The sequence below is a fragment of the Mesorhizobium sp. L103C105A0 genome, assembly GCF_000502215.1.
GTDB lineage: Bacteria > Pseudomonadota > Alphaproteobacteria > Rhizobiales > Rhizobiaceae > Mesorhizobium.
Map to the genome: position 1 here is coordinate 107,332 of NZ_AYXF01000012.1, position 19,931 is coordinate 127,262.

Consider the following 19,931-nt stretch of genomic DNA (forward strand, 5'->3'; position numbering starts at 1 on the left):
ACGGAGCTTCCCAATATGCCGACACCGCACTGGCCAAAGGCCTCGACCGTGAAACTGGAGGACTGGGGCGGGGGCAGCAACACGCTTGCCGGCTCGCCGCGCGCCTCGGGCAGGATCCTCTCGCAGAACCCGGACGGCTCAAGCGAATGCGGCCTGTGGTCGTGCACGCCAGGCAGCCGCAAGGTTACCTTTGCCGCCGACGAGTTCTGCCATTTCCTGTCGGGCCGCGGGACCTATGTCCGCGAGAATGGCGAAGAGATCCCGGTCGAGGCCGGCATGCTGGTGTTCTTCCCCGCCGGCTGGGCCGGCACCTCCACCATCACGCAAACACTGACCAAGGCCTTCATGTGCCGCTGAGCACTTTTTTAAAGGAAATCGCCATGACCACGCCCATCATGCAATCCCCGCTTGCCATCACCGACCTCGTCGACTGGGGCGTCATCCCGACCATGATCGAGGGCGTGTCCCACACCTCGGGCAAGCTGCTCTACAAGGGGCCGGAGGGCCGTTCGGAATGCGGCCTGTGGGTCTGCACCCCCGGCAAATGGCACTGCCATGTCACCCGCGACGAGTTCTGCCACTTCCTTGAGGGCCGCTGCACCTATGTGCACGAATCGGGCGAGGTCATCCAGATCGAGCCGGACACGGCGGCGTTCTTTCCTCAGAATTGGAAAGGCGTCTGCACCGTCCATGAGACCATCAAGAAGGTCTACATGATCCGCTGAGCGGACCTGAAAGGACGACCATGCAATTCTCCGCTGAACGGCCGGCTTTCTTCGTCAATCCGGACTACCGGCCGATGACCGGCACGGCAAAACCGGTGATCGATCCGGCGACGCTGGAGACCGTCGGCTCGATCTCCGCCGCAACGGACGGTGAGGTCGATGCGGTGCTGTGTGCCGCAACCACGGCACAAGCCGCCTGGAAGCAGCTCGATGCCAAGAGCCGGGCAAAGCATCTGCATGCGGTCGCCAACGCCATCGAGGCGGCGGACTTCACGCGCTGCGCCGAGCTGATGGTGCGCGAGATGGGCAAGCCCTATCCCGAAGCGATCGGCGAGATCGCCAATTGCGCGCCGATCTTCCGCTACTATGCCGAGATGGCGCGCGACGACGCCGGCAAGATCGCCGGTACGACGCAGGCCGGGTCGTTCCAGTATGCGCGCTACGAGCCGTATGGCGTCTCCGTGCACATCATGCCTTACAACTTCCCGATCCTGCTGATGTGCTGGACCGTTGCGGCCTCGCTTGCCGCCGGCAATGGCTGCATCATCAAGCCGGCCGAAGCCACGACGCTGTCGACACTCGATTACATGACCGTGTTCCGCTCGCTGCCCGAAGGGCTGGTCTCCTGCCTGCCCGGCACGGCCGCCACCGCGCAGGCGCTGATCGCCTCCGAGCGCACCCACGCTGTCGCCTTCACCGGCTCGGTCGCCGCCGGCAAAGCCGTGGCAGTCGCCTGCGCCGAGCGCATGAAGCCTTGCGTCATCGAAGCCGGCGGCAGCGATCCGCTGATCATCAGCGAGCACGCGCCGCTCGACGTGGCGGCAGCCGGCAGCGTCACCGCCGCCTTCCACCTGACCGGCCAGGTCTGCACCTCGGCCGAACGCTTCTTTGTCGTCGACTCGGTTCACGATCGCTTCGTCGAGCTGTTCGCCGAGAAGACGCGGGCGCTGCGCATCGGCAATGGCATGGACAAGACCGAGATCGGCCCGCTGGTCAGCGAAGCCGCCCGGGCGAAAGTGATGCGGCTGGTCGATGATGCTATCAGCAACGGCGCTATAGCCGTTGCCGGCGGGCGCATTCCGCCGGCGCACAACACTGGCTGGTTCTACGAGCCAACGATCCTGACCGGCGTCACCCCCGATATGGCGATCGTGCGCGAAGAGTGTTTCGGACCGGTCGCCGCGATCTGCCGCGTCAAGGATTTCGACGAGGCGATCCGGCTTGCCAATGACAGCCCGTTCGGCCTCGGCGCCTCGGTGTTCACCACCGACCTCGCCGAGGCGCATGAGGCGGCCGAGCGGCTCGAGGCCGGCATGGTCTGGGTCAACAACCCGCTGATCGACAATGACGCCTTGCCCTTCGGCGGCTGGAAGGCATCAGGCCTTGGCCGCGAGCTGGGACGCCAGGGACTCGACGCCTTCCGACGCTCCAAGATGGTCATCATCGACCACAGACCGGCGATCCAGGACTGGTGGTATCCTTACCCCGACAGCTGGTTCCGCGAGACAGGCGGCCGCAAGCACGTGTGAGCCCGGCCAGTCCATAACGTAAGCTGATGCTTACGCATCTGCCGAGATAGGCCGGCTATTTCAACGCTTGAAGCTTGTCGATCGCGGCAGTGAATCCGGCAAGCGAGACCGGAATGGTCACCGGCTTGCGCGTCACCGACTCCATGCCGATGTTCAGGTTGGTTCCCGATTTCATCGCCTTGACGAGGTCCGCCGACAAAGGGGTCGCGGCATAGGCGCCGTTCTGGTCGCTGGTCTGGATGGCAATGGTCGTCTTCTGCCCCTGGTCGATCTGGTACGAGGCGCCGGAAGGCAGGAACAGCCCGTGCGGCAAGGCCAGCAGCATGGCGAGGTTGCCATTGCCGTTGTCGCGGCGAACCGTAACGGTAAGAACGCGCTGCCCCGTCTTGGCCTCGGTAAGGTTTTGGGAGACCTGGCATTGAAGCTCGATGCCGGCCGATCCGCTGGCGCAGTTTAGCGCCCACGGATTGCCTTCTGCAGGCTTGGTCTCGGCAGATGTGGTTGACTTCGGCTCTTCGGCAAGCGCCGACCCTGCCGTCACGACCAGCCATAGCGCGCCGACCCAGGCGGCCCGGCCACAAACGGTTCTCAGCAATGAAGCCACCCGATCCTCGTCGTGTCAGGGTTTCGCCGAGCGCGTTGATACAACAGCCGAGCCTGGCGGGGAAGCCAATACGGTACATGAGCTCAGGCTAAATTACTGTTGCTGAATTGTCACAATAAACAACTTTGAAATCTTGTACGTGTAAAGCAAACAATCATGCTCGCTATACACTGGGATTCGGATAGTATTAGCGACGGAGCGTGTACTCGTCGGGGTTCGCAAGGGATGGAGACGACCGAGAAAACTCGGCAGATCAATGACATGGCGACGCACGGAAGAAGCTTCCGGGCGAATAGCAAGTATCGCCGGTCAGGTTTTTCCAGGCATCTCTGGAAGACGACTGCGCTGTCCACTCTGGCACTTGCCCTTTCCGGCATAGCCGCCCATGCCGGCGACACCGGACTGTGGCAGCCGCAGGTCCGCGCCATCATCGGCGCCAACAACAATGGCGGCAACACGGCGATCGAGGGTTTCCTGCCGCTGAAGCAGAACCTCGAATCCGTTCTCTTTCTCGATGTGCGCTCGAAATACGATTTCGACGACGGCTTCGGCCAGGACGTCGGCCTCGGCGTTCGCCGCATCGTGAATCCGGATCTGATGATCGGCGGCTACGCCTATCTCAACATCCAGAACCACGACAGTCACCAGTTCGTCGCCTCGACGCTCGGCCTCGAGGCCATCACCTCAAAATACGATGCGCACGTAAACGTCTATCTGCCGATCAGCGGCGACCGCAGCACGGCCGGGCAAGAGTCGAGCCTGTCGCTGGTCGGTCATCAGCTGATCGAGCAGATATCGGCCATCGCCCACCGCGATTACGCGGCCTGGGGCATCGAGGGCGAGGTCGGCGTTCAGGTGCCGCTCAACCTGCCCGAGAACCATTCACTGCGTTTCGATCTCGGCGCCTACCATTTCGGCGATCCCGACGGCGACGACGGCAGCATCACCGGCGCCAAGGCCGGCCTGGAATATTCGATCGGCGACGTCATCGGCAAAGGCACGTCGCTGACCTTCACCGGCGAGGTGCGCAACGACAACCGCGATGACACCCAGTTCGCCGGCAGCATCCGGCTGACGGTGCCGCTCAACGCTTTCGACAAGGGCTCGTCTTCGGCCGATGACGGCGCCGAGCCGGTCTATCCGGTCAGCCCCGGCCTGCGCAAACGCGTCAACGAGCGCGTGCGTGGCGACATCGGCGTTCGCATCGAGAGCCAGGACAAAGTTACCGGCACGTCGACGCGGGTGGCGATCAATGCCGCCACCAACACGGCATTCGGCCAGTTCTTCTTTGCCGATGGTGACAACGACGCGCTCGGCCTCGGCACGATCGGCGACCCGACCACGCTCGACAATGCGGTCGCCGGCGCCGGCGCGAACGCCGTCGTCGTCGCGCTCGGCGGCAAGGGCAACATTACGACAGCCGGTGTGACGCTCGCCAACGGCCAGACCGTCATCGGCGGTGGCGGGGGCGTCCAGGCGCGGCTCGTCGACGGCAGCATCGGCACCTACAATTTCGGCGGATCCAACGGCACCCTCCAGGGCACCAACCCCGCCAACAACGTCCTGACGCTCGCCAACGGCAACACGCTGAGCGGCATCATCATCACAGGCGGCAAGGACGGCATCTTCGGCAACAACATCACCGGCGCCACGTTGACCAACGTCACGGTCACCGGCACCGGCGGCCACGGCGCCGACTTCACCGGTACATCGACCGGCGTCAATGGCTCGAACTTCACCGCGACCGGCAACGGCCTCGACGGACTGCACATCGAAGGCGACGGCACCTATAACTTCACCGGCACGACGCTACTGCAGGGCAATGGCGACGACGGCCTGGATATAACCGGCCACGGCACCTACACTTTCGCCACCCTCAACTCGCTCGACAACAACGATGCCGGCATTACCGTGAAGGGCACCGGGGTCGCCGGCTCGATCACCATCAGCGGCGGCCAGGTGTCGGCCAACAAGGCGCTCGGCGACGACGGCGTCGGTGTCTTCATCGATCCGATCACCGCCCATATCGTGCTGGATTCGATCACCCAGACGGGCGGCGCATCGGGCGTCGTGCTCGAGAATCTTTCGGGCAGCTTCACCGTCAACGGCTCGACGACGATCTCGAACACGACCGGACCGGGCATCGCGATCACGGATTCGCCGGCCGCGATCCGCTTCGGCGACATCAACATCACCGATCCCGGCACCGACGGCATGGTGTTTACCGGCGTCAATGCGTCCGTCATCGCCGGCAACATCATCATCTCGGGGCTCGGCTCCAGCATCGGCCTCGACTTCTCCGGCAGCCAGACGAATTTCACCGCGCAGTCCCTGAACATAAACGGCACCGGCGGCACGACGTCCATCGGCATCGACCTTGTCCAGACCAACGGCGGCACGATCATCATCACCAATGGCGGCACCATCGCCAATGTCGGCACCGGCGTGCGGCTCGGCATTGCCGGCTCGCCGGCCGACACCGCCAACGCCCAATTCACCTTCGGTGGCGGCTCGATCGGCGGCAACCTCGCCTCGCTCGACGCACGCGGCCTCAATTCCGGTTCGGGCCAATACGCATTCGGCACGACGACGTTCAACGGGCCGCAACTGTTCGACCAGACGCAGCTGATCTTTGTCGCCGCAGGCGGCACAGGCGACGGTACCTCGCTTTCGGACCTGGCTTCGATCACCGACGCCGACAACAATACCGACGGCACCGCGATTTTCGTGCTGGTCAATCGCGGTGTCATCGACGACACCGACGGCTTTACGCTCGAAGCGGGGCAGACCCTGGCCTCTTTCGGCAACGGCCGCACCTTCTCGCTCGGCGGCCTGCCGATCAATGTGACCGGCGACAACGTCGATCACGGCAGCACCATCTCGGATGCGGCCGGCGCCGCAACGCTGACCGCTTCGGGCAGCGGCGACGTCGTCACGCTGGCCAACAATACCTCGCTCCAGGACTTCAACATCTCCGGCGGTACCGCCAACGGCATCCATGGCAGCGGCGTTACCGGCGTCGTGCTGACCGGCATGACCGTGTCGGGGGCCGCCCTCAATGGCGTGCTGTTCGATGGCGCCAACGACGTTTCCGGCAGCAATCTGAGCTCGACCGGTAATGGCGGCGCTGGGCTGTCGATCCAGGGCGACGGCACCTACAATTTCACCGGCACGACGACGGTGTCGGATAATGCCGGCGACGGCTTGCTGATCAACAGCAATGCCATCACCAGCTTCCAGACGCTCAACGCGACCAGCAATGGCGGCAGCGGCGTCCAGGCCACGTCAACTGGCACCGGCTCGCTTTCGATCGACGGCGGTACCGTCAACAACAACACCACATCCGCCTTTACGGCGTCGAATATCGGGCTCGGTGTCACGCTCTCCAACATCGGCCACGTCGGCGGCACAACCGGCGTCAGCCTTTCGGGCGTCAGCGGCAGCGTCAGCGTTACCGGCCCGACGACGATCGGCAGCACCACCGGCGACGGCATCTCGATCAGCGGCAGCACGGCAACGGTCGGCTTCAGCGGCGACGTGCTCATCAGCCAGGTGCTTGGCAATGGCATCGCGCTCAACGGCAACACCGGCGCCGTCAGCTTCGGCTATGCGGAAATCGGTGCGCCGGGCCTCAATGGCATCGACGTTCAAGGCGTCAACGGCACGATCAGCTTCGACTCAATCTATATTGGCGGCGTCGAGGCCACCGGCCTCGACCTGTCGGGCAGCCAGTCGGCCTTTAGCGCCAATTCGCTCACCGTCTTCGGTGGCGCCACGTCGACCGGTATCGACCTGTCGGGCACTACTGGCGGCTCGGTCACCATCGGCACCGGCACCATTACGGCCGACACCGGCGTGCAGATGGGCACACATGGCGCAGCCGGCACCACCGCCAACACCACCTTCTCGTTCGGCGGCGGCACGATCACCGGCACCACCGCTTCGCTCGACATGCGCGGCCTGATGGCCGGCAGCGGCACCTATGCCTTCAACGCCACTCATCTGGTCGGACCGCAGCTGTTCGATGCCGCCAACATCGTCTTCGTTGGCGCCGCAGACACCGGAACGGGCTCCGGCGCGAGCGTTGGCGACCTTATCAACGCCGACGCCGCCGACGGTCTGACGACCGACGCCAACACCATCTTCGTCCTTGTCAACAACGGCGCTGGAACCATCAACACCGATGCCGACGGCTTCACGCTTGCCGACGGCCAGCAGATCGTCTCCTTCGCCAACGGCAACACCGTCGCTCTCGGCGGGCCGCCCGCCAACGTCACCGGCGCCGAGGTGGTTACGTCGGGCACCCAGGTCGATCCGTTCGGCAATGGCGCCGCCACTCTCAACAACTCGGCCGGCAGCACCATCGATCTCGCCAACGGCAACCGCGTCGCCGACCTCAGCGTCAGCAATGCAGGTTCGGGCTCGGCGATCAACGGATCGAATGTAAACGCGGCCACCATCACCGGGGTGACGATCAGCAGCGCCGTAACCGGCATCGACCTGACCGGCGCAACGGGTGCGATCAACATCACCAACACGACGATGGGCGGCGTCAGCGGCACTGGCCTGCTGGCCAGCAACTTCGGCGGCACCGGCACCTTCAACAATTTGGACATCACCGGCGCCGGTATCGGCGTCAGCGTCACGGGCGGTTCCACGGGCACGCTGACCTTCGACAATGCGAGTTCGATCGCCGGCACGACGGGCACGGCGCTCAGCATTCTTGGAGCAACGCCTAACCTCACCTACAACGGCACCATCAATCAGACGAGTGCCGCGAGCGCTGTCATGATCAGCGGCATGACCGGCGGGTCGGCCACCTTCGCCGGCCAAATCACCGCCAGCACCGGCGCGGCCAACGCCATCGACCTGACCGGCAATGCCGGCGGCACGATCAATTTCACCGGCGGGCTCGACCTCACCACCGATGGCGGCCTTGCCTTCAGCGCCATCAATGGCGGCACGCTCACCGTCACCGGCACCAACACGACCGCATCTGGGCTCGGCCCTGTCGAAAACGGCATCCATCTCGGTGGCGCCGGCGGTTTGACCATCGGCGCAGGCGGCGTCATTTTCGACAGCATCACCGTCGACGGCTCAGGCGGCGCCGTGCAGACCGGCATCCTCATCGAAAACACCAGCGGCGGCAGCGTCACCTTCGGCGCTGTCGACATCAATCGCGTCGATGGCGACGCCATCCGCCTCACCAACGTGGCCAACGCCGTTACCTTCAATGGCACGACGACGATCGACACGGTTGTTGGCGGTGGCCCCGGCTTCGTGGTGCAAGGCAGCGCCGCGACGGTTAATGTCAACAATCTGGTGACGACGCTGGTTTCGGGCGACGACGTCAGCCTGACCAACAACACCGGCACGATCAACATCGGCGGCACCATCACCAATTCCGGCACCGGCAACGGCGTCGTGGTTTTTGGCGGCAGCGCCGCGATCACGGTCTCGGCCAACATCTCCAGCTCGGCAACAGCACCAGGAACGGCGGTCAAGATCGACGGCACCATCGGCGGCTCGGCCCAGTTCAGCGGCAGCGTCACGTCAACCGGCACCGGAAATCTGTTCGCCATCGGCTCGACATTGCCCCCGGCAGGCGGTGCGTTCAGCTTCACCGGCCCGACCCTGTCGGCGAGCGGTGGCGGCGGCGCGGTGGTCGGTGGCCTGATCGGCACCGCAACGTTGAATGTTACCATCCCGCTATCGATCACCAATGCCTTGGGCACCGGCCTGTCCATCTCCGGTGTCGCGAGCACCGCATCGGCAACCTTCGGGGCGGTGACCGTGACGGGCGCCGGCGGCATCGGCATCAACATTGTCGGCAATGCCGGCCCGGTGACCTTCGGCACGACCCAGGTCACGCTGGGCACCACGAGCGGCACTGCCGGCATCAACTTCGCCGGCACCAACAACGATGTCAGCTTCGGCACGACCACCATCGACGACGTCGGCGCCAACCAGACGGGCATCGACTTCAGCGGCTCCTCGACGACGGCCGATTTCCGCCTGACGACGATCACCGGCACGAATGACCTGACCTCGCGCGGCATCGACCTGTCGTCGACCACCGGCAACAAGGTCGTCACCTTCCTGGCGGGCTCCGAGATCAAGACTGTCGGCATCGGCGTCGACTTGTCGTCCGGCGGCACCACCGCGACCTCGGCCAACGCCAACTTCACCTTCGGCGACGGCACCTCGGTCAACGGGCTGCAATCCAAGATCACCATCACCGCGCCCGGCGGCTTCACCGTCAACACGGTCGGTCTCGATCCGACGCTCGGCAATTACGATTTCGACGACGTGTTCTTCACCGGCAGCGCCAACCTGCCCGTAGCGCCTGGCTCGGTCACGATGGTCTCGCAGTCGGGCGGGTTCATCGCAGGCGGGACGACCGGCAATCTCAGCCAGGGCGTCAACACCATTTCGCTTGCCGCCGCCGATGCGCTGACCGGGGCGCAGACCTTTGCCTTCGTCGGCACGATCAATCTCGGCGCCACCGCCTTCACGCTCGATTCCGGCCAGACGATCACCGGTTTCGGCAACAGCAATGTGGTTTCGACCGGCACGATCCAGCCGGCCAATGTCCAGGGCAATCTCGGCGCCACCGGTGGCAACATCACCGGCGACGAGGCCGTGGTCAGCGGCACCGGCGACTTCATGCATCTGCTCGGCGACAATGCCGTGCGCCACACCACCTTCGACTTCACCGGCGCAACCGGCGCCGCCTTCCTCGTCGACCAGAGCGCGGTCGGCTTCAGCAATGCCAGCGGCATCACCATCGAAGGTGTGACGATCAGCAACGTCGCCGCCGGCCAGACCGCCATCCAGGTTACCGGCCTCAATGGCAACCTGTCGGTCATCAACAACAACATCAACGTTGCCGGCACGCTGCTCGACGTCAATGGCGGCACCGGCACCCTCTCGGTGTCGCGCGGCTTCCTGCCCAATGGCGGGCCGGCCGGAACACTGACCGGCGGCGGCATCAATATCGCCAACCGCACCGGCGGCGCGGTGACCTTCACCGACCAGGTGACGATCACCGGGGGCAATGGCGTTTCGATTTCGGGCGGCAGCGCGGCAGCTGCGGTCAACTTCAATGGCGGCCTCGACATCACGACATCGCTCGCCACGGGCCTCAGCCTTTCGGGGCTGAATGTCCTGACCGTCGCCAATGCCGGTTCGACGACGATCGACGCGACGGGCCAGACAGCGCTGTCGCTGCAAGGCACACTCGGCGCCGGCGGTGTCAATTTCGACAGCATCACCTCGAGCGGCGCCACCAGCGGCATCATCCTCAACGGCGTCACCGGGGCGGTGAATGTCTCCGGCGCGACCAGCATCACCGGAACCAGCAGCTTCGGCATAGACGTCACCGGCGCCAACACCGGTACGTTCACCTTCGGCGCGGTGACGGTCAACAACACCGCCACGGCCGGCGGCGGCATCCATGTGGTATCAGGCACGGTCAACGTCACCGGCCTCGCCAACATCGATACGACGAACGGCATCGGCCTTTCGCAGAGCGGTGGCACCACCAGCTTCACCGGCGGCCTGACCATCGACACCACGTTCGGCACCGCCATTTTCGGCACCGGCGGCACGATGGGCATCACCGCCACCGGCGGCAGCGAGACGGTGAATTCGACCCTCGGCCCGGCGATCAGCCTGACCGGCGTCACCGCCACCATCGCGATCGACTCGACCTCGTCGGCCGGCGGCACCAACAATGTCAGCCTGGCCAATGTCACCGGCACAGTCGGCCTCGGGTCCGGATCGCTCACCGGCGCGACCGGTGCTGCGTTCCTGGTCAATGGCGGCGCTGCGACCGTCAGCTATGCCGGCTCGGTCACCAAGACCACCGCCGGCAAGATCGTCGACATCTCCGGCGTCACCGGCGGCACGGTCACACTGTCCGGCGCGCTCAGCGCCACCGGCGGTTTCGACAATGGTATTTATGTCCACGGCAACTCCGGCGGGACCATCACTCTCAGCGGTGGCACGAAGACGCTGACCACTGGCGCCAATACGGCGGTCGACTTGACGACCAACACCGGCGCGACGATCAACTTCGATACGGGTGGCCTGGTGATTACCACCACCTCCGGCACGGGCTTCAACGCCAGCGGCGGTGGCACGGTCAGCGTCGGCGCGCTCCTCAGCGACAACAGCATCACCACGACGGCCGGCGGCACCGCGTTGAACCTCAATGGCGTTACGATTGGCGCTGCGGGCATGAATTTCGACAGTGTTTCGGCCACTGCCGCCGCAACCGGCATCTCGCTGACCAATATCGCCTCGTCCGGCGGCGGGGCCATCATTCTCGGCACGGTCAACCTGCAAGGCATCACCACGCGTGGTGTCGATGTTTCCGGCACGCTTGGCGCGGCGCTGTCCTTCAACGATCTCGACATCGGCCTGAACAGCACCACGGGCGTGGCCTTCGACCTCAACGGTGCCACCATCAATGCGGCGGTGACGGCCAATGACTTCGATGTCACCAATGCCGCCGCCGCCGGCACCTCGATAGGCGTCGACCTGCGTGGCACCACTGGCGGCCAGACGGTACGCCTCGGCGATGCCGTTGTCGGCGGCGCCAGCTCCAGCATTGCCGGCGTCAACACCGGCGTGTTCCTCAACAGCGCCACCAACCTCGCTTTCACCTATGGCGACGGCGAATCGGCGACCGACCAGCTCTCGACCATCGGCGCCAATGTAGGCATCGACGCATCCAGTGCGCCGGTTGCCGGCACCTACAATTTCCAGGATGTGAACTTCCAGTCGGCTCCCGGCCTGGGCTTCGGAGTCGGCAAGGTCTATTTCGTCGGCGCGTCCGCGACCGGTGACGGCAGCGGTCGCGACCAGAACAATCTCGCGACGCTGGCCACCGCCGAAGCAGCAGCCGTGGCGACGGACATTCTGGTTCTCGTCAACGATGGCGGCACCATCACCGCGGCAGGCAGCAATGGCAACGACACGCTGGCTCTCGCCACCGGCGAGCAGGTGCGCGGCTTCGGCAACGGCAACATCAATCTGGCGCTGACGGTGCCCTCCACCATCCAGCTCGCCAGCAACAGCATCTCGATCATCGACCAGACGCCCAATGGCGCCGCGACGCTGACGACGAGCGCCGGCAACAATGTCATCACGCTCGGCGCCAGCGGCAACATCATCGACGGCTTCATCCTGAATGGCAGCCCGGCGGGTGCCGCGCGTGGCGTCAAGGACAATGGCGCGGGTGCTGCGAATACCGTCATCAGCAACATGACCATCAGCAATTTCGCCACGCAGGGTATCGAGATCACGCCGTCAAACAGCACGACGATCAACAACGTTACTTTCTCCGGCAACGCCAGCGATGTGTGGCTGAACGCGTCCAACACCACCATCACCAACGTCACCAGCACCGGCGCCACCGGCATTGCTTTCAAACTCGACAACACCACCGGCACGACGACGCTGACCAACGTCAACATCACCACGGCGGCGACCGGAACCGGCATCGCCTTCGGTGGCGCGTCGGGCGCTGGCGGCACGATTGCCGGTACCAATGTCGACATATCGGGCGGCAGCGGCCTTTCGGTGACCGGCGGCAACGCGGTGATCAGCTTCGACGGCGCCAGCTCTATCATCAGCACGTCGGGCGCGGCGGCCACGATCTCGACCCGCGCTGGCGGCAGTTTCACCTTCGCCGGCTCGGTGATCGCCAATGGCGCTGCCAGCGGCATTAGTATTTCCGGCGCGACGGCGGCCAATACGGTGAGCTTCACCGGTACGGTCGATCTCGGCACCACGACGCCGATGACCGGCACCGCAGTCGCAATCAACAACGGCGCCACGGCCTCGACCGTCAGCTTCGCAAACCTCGACATCGTCACCAACGGCACCACCGGATTCAGCGCCATCAATGGCGGCACGGTCAATGTGACGACCGGCACGGTGAGCTCCACTTCCGCGNGCACCACCGGATTCAGCGCCATCAATGGCGGCACGGTCAATGTGACGACCGGCACGGTGAGCTCCACTTCCGCGCAGGCGGTCAACCTCAACGGCATCGCCACCACCACCGGCATCAATTTCACCTCGACCAATTCGACCGGCGGAACCAACAACGTGTCGCTGACCAATGTCACCGGCGCCGGCACTGTCAGCCTCGGCTCCGGTGCGCTCGGCGGCGCGACCGGCGCGGCCTTCCTGGTCACCGGCGGCTCGGCCAATGTCAGCTATGCCGGCTCGGTCACCAAGACCACGGCCGGAAACGTCGTCAGCATCTCCACCCGCACCGCCGGCACCACGACATTGTCGGGCACTCTCAGCGCCACCGGCGGCGTGGCCAACGGGATCCTCGTCAACGCCAACACCGGCGGCACGATCAACTTCTCCGGCGCCAGCAAGATACTGACCACCGGAGCCAACAATGCCGTCGACCTGACGGCGAACACCAACACCGCGGTCAACTTCACCGGCGGCGGCCTGGCCATCACCACCACCTCCGGCACCGGCTTCAACGCCACGAGCAACGGTACTGGCACCGTGACCGTTATCGGCTCGGGCAACACGATTTCGACCGGCAGCGGCGTCGCGGTCAACCTTGACAGCGTTGCCATCGCGGCGGGCGGCGTGACCTTCGCTTCCACGAACAAAGGCGCCGGCGGCACCAGCGCCGTCATCCTCGATACCGTCACCGGTTCGGGAGCGATCGACCTCGGCACCGGCGCGCTGGTGGGCGGAACAAGCGCCGTGATCCGTATCGGCGATGGCCTAGGCACCGCCAACAGCGGCGGCACGGCGGCCTTCACCTATGCCGGCGCGATCACCAGCGGCAGCACCGGCCAGGCGGTCAACATCCAGGATCGCGCCCTGACCGCCGGCAACATCACCCTGTCGGGCAACATCACGCATAATGCGGCGGGCCAGATCGGCCTCCTGCTGGACGACAATGTCGCCGGCATCATCACCTTCTCCGGCGCGTCGAAGTCGATCACCTCGACCACGGCGGCTGGCGTCAGCCTGAGCGACAATACCGGTGCGACGATCAACTTCACCAATGGCGGGCTGGTCATCGCCACCACCAGCGGCGCCGGTTTCAATGCCACCGGCGGCGGCACGGTGACGGTGCAGGGCACCGGCAACACCATCGCGTCCGGCACGGGCACGGCGCTTAATGTCGCCAACACGACGATCGGCGCCGGCGACGTGACGTTCAGGAGCATTGCGTCCAATGGTGCAGCCAACGGCATCGTGCTCAACAACACCGGCACCAGCGGCAATCTGGTGGTGACCGGCACCGGCGCGACGGGGGGCAGCGGCGGCACGATCCAGAACTCGACCGGCGATGGCGTCAGCCTGACCGACACTCAGGATGTCAGCCTGAGCAACATGATCATCAGCGACAATGCGGGCAACGGCATAAAGGGGCTGCGGGTCAACGGCGTGGTGCTCAACGGTCTGACCCTGAACAGCAATGCCGATGCCAACACCGAGTCCGGAATCCTGTTCAACGAACTTACCGGCAACGCCTCGCACGTCACCACGTTCACCAACCTCACGGTCTCCAACTCATTCACCCATAACGTGCAGGTCATCAATTCCGGCGGCACGTTGGCGAACCTGGTGGTGAGCGGCGGCACGTTCTCGAACAACGGCGCCTCGAACAATGCCGGCAGCGACTTCATCTTCGAGGCGGACGGCGCCGGTGTCGCCGGCGCGCCGACGATGACGCTGACCGTCGACGGCGCAACCTTCACCGGCAACAACGCCTATCCCGGACCGGGAGTCATCCCTGGAACCGGTCTGTTCGTCATTGCCAATGACGGCACCGTCAACGCTCACATCGGCGAGACCACGGGAAATCTATTCAACAATCTGAACAACGGCATCAACCTCACCCAGAGCAGCAATTCCGGCGCCGGCACGGGCGGCAATCTGAATTTCACCGTCCGGAACAACACCGTCACCAACAGCGACTCGACGGCCATCAACGTGTTCAGCAGCGGCGACCTCGCACGGACGCTTGACGGCACAATCGCCAACAACGTCATCGGTACGCAAGGCGTAGCAACCTCGGGATCGCGAACCGGCAACGGCATCAGGGTTGGGCATGAAAGCCTCGGCGTCGCCAAGGTGCTGATCGACAACAACATTATCCAGAGCATCGGCGTCAACGGCATAAGCGGTGGCGACAGCGTCTCGATCACGCAGCTCGTGCAGCCGGGCACCGTGCACGCGGCGGTCACCAACAACACCATTCGCGACAATGCCGACAGCCGCGGCATCACGGTCACCGCCACATTTGCCGGCGCTATCATCAATGCCGACGTTCATGCCAACACCATCACCAACGTCAACAACGCCAATGCCATCCGCTTCCTCGCGGACGGCCTCGGCGGCGCCGACGGCACGATCAACGTACCGCAGGCGAGCGAGGCCGGTATCGAAACCGTCAATGGCGGGGCAACGGCACTGACGGACACCCGGACGTTCTTCAACCAGCCGCTGCCACTGCTGCCTGCCGCGACACCGTAGTCAGCAACCTTGGATTTCGTCCTAGGAAATATATTTTATGAATCTGATATCGACTTGTTGTCTTACTTAGGCATAATACAAGAATTCAGACAGTAAGCCGCCAACGAAGGGAACGGGGATGAGCGAGCCTTATTTAGGTGAAGTCAAGATCATTTCCTGGAACTATGCACCGCGCGGCTGGGCATTTTGTAACGGCCAGTTGTTGCCGCTTAACCAGAACCAGCCATTGTTCTCACTTCTTGGCACCAGGTACGGCGGCAACGGCCAGACAAATTTTGCCCTTCCGGATATGAGGGGACGTGCGCCGGTTCATACGGGCGGCCCTATCGGTGCAATTGTCGGCGGCCAGGGCGGCGAAGAGTTTCACACGCTCACGCTCGGCGAAATGCCGACACACAACCATTTCGTCAACGCATCGAACACTGCCGGCAACGTCAACAATCCATCCGGCGCGCTGTTGGGGGCGAACGCCAGCCCGATCTATCAGCCGCCTGGCAGCGCGGTGGCTATGGCGAAGGAAAACATCACTTTCGTCGGTGGCGGCCAGCCGCATGAGAACAGATCGCCCTATCTCGTCTTGAATTTCATCATTGCCCTGCAAGGCATATTCCCGTCGCGAAATTAAGAGGACGCTTCGATGAGCCAACCTTTTGTCGGCGAGATCAGGATGTTCGGTGGCAATTTCCCTCCGAATGGCTGGGCGTTCTGCCAAGGCCAGTTGATGCCGATCTCCGAGAACGAAACCTTGTTCAATCTGATCGGTACGACCTATGGCGGCGACGGGGAGGAAACATTCGCCCTGCCCAACCTCGCATCCCGCATCCCCGTCCATGCTGGCAAGGGCCCGCTGGTCAGCCAGACCTATATCATCGGAGAACTGGGCGGGGTCGAATCCGTCACTGTTTCAACCCAACAAATGCCGAACCATTCCCATACCTGGACCGGTTCGTCGAATATCGCCAAGAATCCGGGTCCGTCCGGCGGTGTCCTGGCGACATCGAGCCTGCTGACGCCCTATGTGGGTATCGCACCTGATGGCAACATGGCCGCCGGAGCCATTTCGCCGGCCGGCGGCAGCCAGCCTCACGACAATATGGTGCCGTTCCTCGCCGTCAGTTTCATCATCTCGCTATTTGGCATCTTCCCCCAGCAAAGCTAGAGACTTGCCATGACCAATCCGTTCGTCGCCGAAATTCGAATTTTTGCCGGAGATTTCGCCCCGACGGGGTGGGCGACCTGCGATGGCCAGCTCCTGCCAATCTCGCAGAATACGGCGCTGTTTTCGCTGCTGGGCACAGTTTACGGCGGCGACGGCAAGTCGACCTTCGCGTTGCCGAATATGGCTGGCTCCGCGCCCATGGGGCAAGGACAGGGCAATGGCTTGTCGGAGCGGTTTCTCGGCGAGACGGGTGGCGAAACGTCCATCACCCTTCTGCAAACGGAAATGCCGCAACATAATCATTTTGTCGCGATGTCCACCGAGAGTGGCGCCCAGGGAACTCTTACCGATGCGGTTGTTCTGGGGAAGTCGGGGGGCGGAACGCTGTATCAGAACAACACTTCGCAAAATCTGGTCCAGATGGACCCCCAGGCACTGAGCATGGCGGGCAGTACGTTGCCTCACAACAACCTGCCTCCCTATCTGGCGATGACGTTCATCATTGCCATGCAAGGCGTTTATCCGGCGCGTCCGTAAGCGCCACTCCATGATCCAGCTTCCGATTGTGGACAACGGGCCTGTTATATTTTGCTGGGTGCGCGCGGCGCGGATTGATCTGACGTTCCGCCCGATGGCGGACGCCGATCTGCCGTTCCTGTCGGCGCTCTACGCCTCGACCCGCGCCGAAGAACTTGCCGTCACGCCGTGGAGCGATGCGCAGAAAACGGCGTTCCTCGACATGCAGTTTCAAGCGCAGCACGCGCATTACCAGAAATACTATCCCAACGCCGACTGGCTGGTGATCGAGCAGGCAAGGCAAGATATCGGTCGCCTGTATATCGAGCGCTCGGCGAGCGAGCATTGCATCATAGATATCGCCTTCCTGCCGGCGCATCGCGGCAAGGGGTCTGGCGGTGCGTTGCTCGCCGATCTCATCGATGAGGCCGCCGCCGTCGGCAAGTCGGTCTCGATCCATGTCGAGAAGAACAATCCAGCGCGGCGGCTCTACAAACGCCTCGGCTTCACCGTTGCCGAGGACAAGGGCCTCTACGACCTGATGATCCGTTCGCCGTAAGGGCCGTGCCGGTCGTCACGTGCCGCGATACCAGGAGACGATGGTGAAACGTTCGTTGCGCGTGACCGGGGTGACTTCATGCGTCGTTTCCGAACGAAAGGCGACGAGAGAGCCCGGCAACGCGGGCATGGCAACGCGCAGGCCCGGGCCGCTGTAAGGCCCATGCAGGACCAGCGAGCCGCCTGCATAGCTTTTTGGCGAAGGGTTGTCCGATTGACGGTTGAGAAAGATCACCGCCGAGATCTTTCGGAACCGCGACTCGTCGTGAATGAGCGGCGTGTTGCCATCCTGGTGCGGCACAAAGAAATCGCCTTGCCGATAGTGAAGGAACTGAGGTTTCTCGACCTGGCCGAGCAGCAGCCCGAAATGCCGTTCCAGAGCCGCCTTCTGCTGCGCCAACAGGGCACTCACTCGCTCTTCAGTGGCCCGCGAAACATCGGCGCGCACGGTCTTTCGGATCTCCGGCCATGCCATCTTCTGGTCGGCACGCCCCAGCAGGCCGGCCGGACGGCCCACGGCCGCCCGAATTTCCGCGCACAGTGCGCTACACGCCGCTCCGTCAAATACGTCCGCAATCTCGATATAGTCGATCATATGTCGAGCCGCCGCGCTGCCAAATCGCCCTGATGGCCGGAGCGTCCCCGTGGCCGATCCGGTCGAAAAAAATCAGTTGAATACCGCCTCGTAAAGCCGCCCTGCCTCATCGGCAGCGATCGGCACGATGAAGATCTCATGGGCGCCGCTTTTGCCGTTGAACCGATAGATAGCCTGCGGCAGCGCCGCGTCGCGCGGCCCCCTGAACAGCAGCGTGAAGCCACCGCCGTCGCGCGGGCTGTTGGCAATGGGCTGCACCGCGCTCAGTTCCATCGTGAGCGTCTGACCGCCGGCTTCGACGGAAAAGCTCTGCCCCTGCTCGAAATCCGAAAGCGATGCCATGCGCCTGCCCTGGTTCGTCTGTCTTTCAGACGGCTCTCTTGAGATGTCTATCCCGTCAGCCAATCTCGCCGCTTCATGGCGTGCTGTCTATAGAGCTCGATCTCCAGAAGTACAAAAGAGCACGATCAAACAAACAGATAGATTTATCTTGGCCACGTAGGGTGAAGCAGCCGTCAACGCGTTGCGCACCGGCAGCCACTGGCCTAAACCGGAATGGTATAAGAGGAGAACACTAGGGATGACTGACGCGAAAACAGACACGGCCCCGGCCGGAAGCACCGCGACCAACGCGCTGCCGCTGTTCTACAAAAAACCCGAGGCGCTCAATCCGCTGCGGCACGGCTCACTCGGCCTTACGGCGCGGGCCGATTTCTCCTTTGCCCGCACCGCGCACGCCATCCCCGTCCTCGCATCGGAAATGCCCGCGGCGATGCGCTCCTATCCGATCGTTTTCATTGGCGACGCCAAGGCGCCTGTCATCATCACCGGTCTGCGCCAGGACCAGAACCTGTTCGTAGGCGCCGACGGCAAATGGGCGGAGCCGCATTACATTCCCGCCTATGTCCGCCGTTACCCCTTCATCCTCGCCGATGAATCGAAAACGACCGGCCGCCTGACGTTGTGCATCGACCGTGCCAGCGAACGCGTCGTCGAGCAGATGCCTTCGTCCAAGGACAGCGACGAGACCGCGCCCTTCTTCGACGGCAACGAGCCGGCCGAGGCCTCGAAGCAGGCGCTCGCCTTCTGCAGCCAGTTCCAGACCGACTTCAATGCGACTCGCGCCATGATCGACAAGATCGACGCGCACGGCCTGTTCGCGCCGCGGCAGAGCAAGGTGACGCTGGAGGGCGGCGAGACCCTCAACCTCACCGACTTTCAGGTGATCGACGAGCCGGCCTTCAACAAATTGAGCGACGAGGCGTTTCTTGATCTCAGGAAATCCGGCGCGCTTGCGCTGCTCTATTGCCATCTCGCCTCGAGCAACAGCTGGACCTCGCTGGCCTTCCAGGCGTCATTGCGGCGAGCTGGCTGACGCGGCCCGCGACGAAAAGCTTCGGCAAGGCGCGGGTTGTTTAAATCAACGGTTCGCGCCTTCGCACGACGATCTCTCCGCCGCTCGAATCATGCTGTTGTCGTGCAGATCGATTGCCATGACGGGTTGGCGAACTCCCAATGCTCGACGTGTAGCTCTCGCCGAAATGCGCCGAGGCGGCATCACCCCCCGGTTCGCGGACCTGTCAATAAAGTCGAGCACGCCAGCCTTGCTGCCCTCCTCGATCGTTGAATAGCCGGTCGCGGCCATCGATCACGGTCCGAACGCAAAAAGCCCGCGTGAAGCGGGCTTTTTTTGTTGGTTGCGGGGACAGGATTT

12 protein-coding genes are annotated in these 19,931 nt (G+C 63.7%); 9 read left to right on the plus strand and 3 right to left on the minus strand.

Annotated features, from left to right (window positions below; translation table 11 throughout):
- Positions 1–15 precede the first annotated feature (15 nt).
- From X727_RS139700 to X727_RS139690, 3 genes are read left to right on the plus strand one after another with little or no spacing between them, the layout of a single operon-like run.
- Positions 16–357, plus strand: a complete 342-nt coding sequence (locus X727_RS139700; protein WP_023672950.1) for a cupin domain-containing protein — start codon at positions 16–18, stop codon at positions 355–357.
- Between the two features lie 23 nt (positions 358–380).
- Positions 381–725, plus strand: a complete 345-nt coding sequence (locus tag X727_RS139695) for a cupin domain-containing protein (protein WP_023672951.1) — start codon at positions 381–383, stop codon at positions 723–725.
- A 20-nt stretch (positions 726–745) separates the two neighbouring features.
- Entirely contained in the window at positions 746–2,254 is a 1,509-nt protein-coding gene (locus tag X727_RS139690) for an aldehyde dehydrogenase family protein (RefSeq protein ID WP_023726406.1), read from the plus strand.
- Positions 2,255–2,309: 55 nt separating this feature from the next.
- Here the strand turns inward: X727_RS139690 and X727_RS139685 are convergent, their stop codons facing one another.
- On the minus strand, positions 2,310–2,858 hold the full coding sequence (locus X727_RS139685; RefSeq protein ID WP_031196023.1) for an invasion associated locus B family protein: 549 nt from the start codon (positions 2,856–2,858) through the stop codon (positions 2,310–2,312).
- A gap of 261 nt (positions 2,859–3,119) precedes the next feature.
- Between X727_RS139685 and X727_RS1000000169175 the strand changes: the two genes are divergently transcribed.
- The 5 genes from X727_RS1000000169175 (at position 3,120) to X727_RS139665 (ending at position 17,623) form a co-directional block, all read left to right on the plus strand.
- A complete protein-coding gene (locus X727_RS1000000169175; protein WP_155923609.1) occupies positions 3,120–15,389 on the plus strand; it encodes a hypothetical protein in 12,270 nt (4,089 codons plus the stop codon).
- Between the two features lie 118 nt (positions 15,390–15,507).
- Entirely contained in the window at positions 15,508–16,014 is a 507-nt protein-coding gene (locus X727_RS139680) for a tail fiber protein (protein ID WP_023672955.1), read from the plus strand.
- Positions 16,015–16,026: 12 nt separating this feature from the next.
- The gene (locus X727_RS139675; protein WP_023672956.1) at positions 16,027–16,548 is read left to right on the plus strand and encodes a tail fiber protein; all 522 of its coding nucleotides are present in this window, start codon (positions 16,027–16,029) and stop codon (positions 16,546–16,548) included.
- A gap of 9 nt (positions 16,549–16,557) precedes the next feature.
- Positions 16,558–17,085, plus strand: coding sequence for a tail fiber protein (locus tag X727_RS139670; protein WP_023685706.1), 528 nt, complete (start codon positions 16,558–16,560; stop codon positions 17,083–17,085).
- Positions 17,086–17,095: 10 nt separating this feature from the next.
- Entirely contained in the window at positions 17,096–17,623 is a 528-nt protein-coding gene (locus X727_RS139665) for a GNAT family N-acetyltransferase (protein ID WP_023835059.1), read from the plus strand.
- A 15-nt stretch (positions 17,624–17,638) separates the two neighbouring features.
- On the opposite strand, the gene X727_RS139660 is transcribed toward X727_RS139665, so the two are convergent.
- Positions 17,639–18,217 (minus strand): 2OG-Fe(II) oxygenase, encoded by a 579-nt coding sequence (locus X727_RS139660; protein ID WP_023835060.1) that lies wholly within the window; start codon positions 18,215–18,217, stop codon positions 17,639–17,641.
- 72 nt (positions 18,218–18,289) lie between these two features.
- Positions 18,290–18,559 (minus strand): hypothetical protein, encoded by a 270-nt coding sequence (locus X727_RS139655; protein ID WP_023672960.1) that lies wholly within the window; start codon positions 18,557–18,559, stop codon positions 18,290–18,292.
- A 238-nt stretch (positions 18,560–18,797) separates the two neighbouring features.
- On the opposite strand from X727_RS139655, the gene X727_RS139650 reads away from it, so the two are divergent.
- A complete protein-coding gene (locus X727_RS139650) occupies positions 18,798–19,592 on the plus strand; it encodes a SapC family protein (RefSeq protein ID WP_023835061.1) in 795 nt (264 codons plus the stop codon).
- The last annotated feature ends 339 nt before the right edge of the window (positions 19,593–19,931 follow it).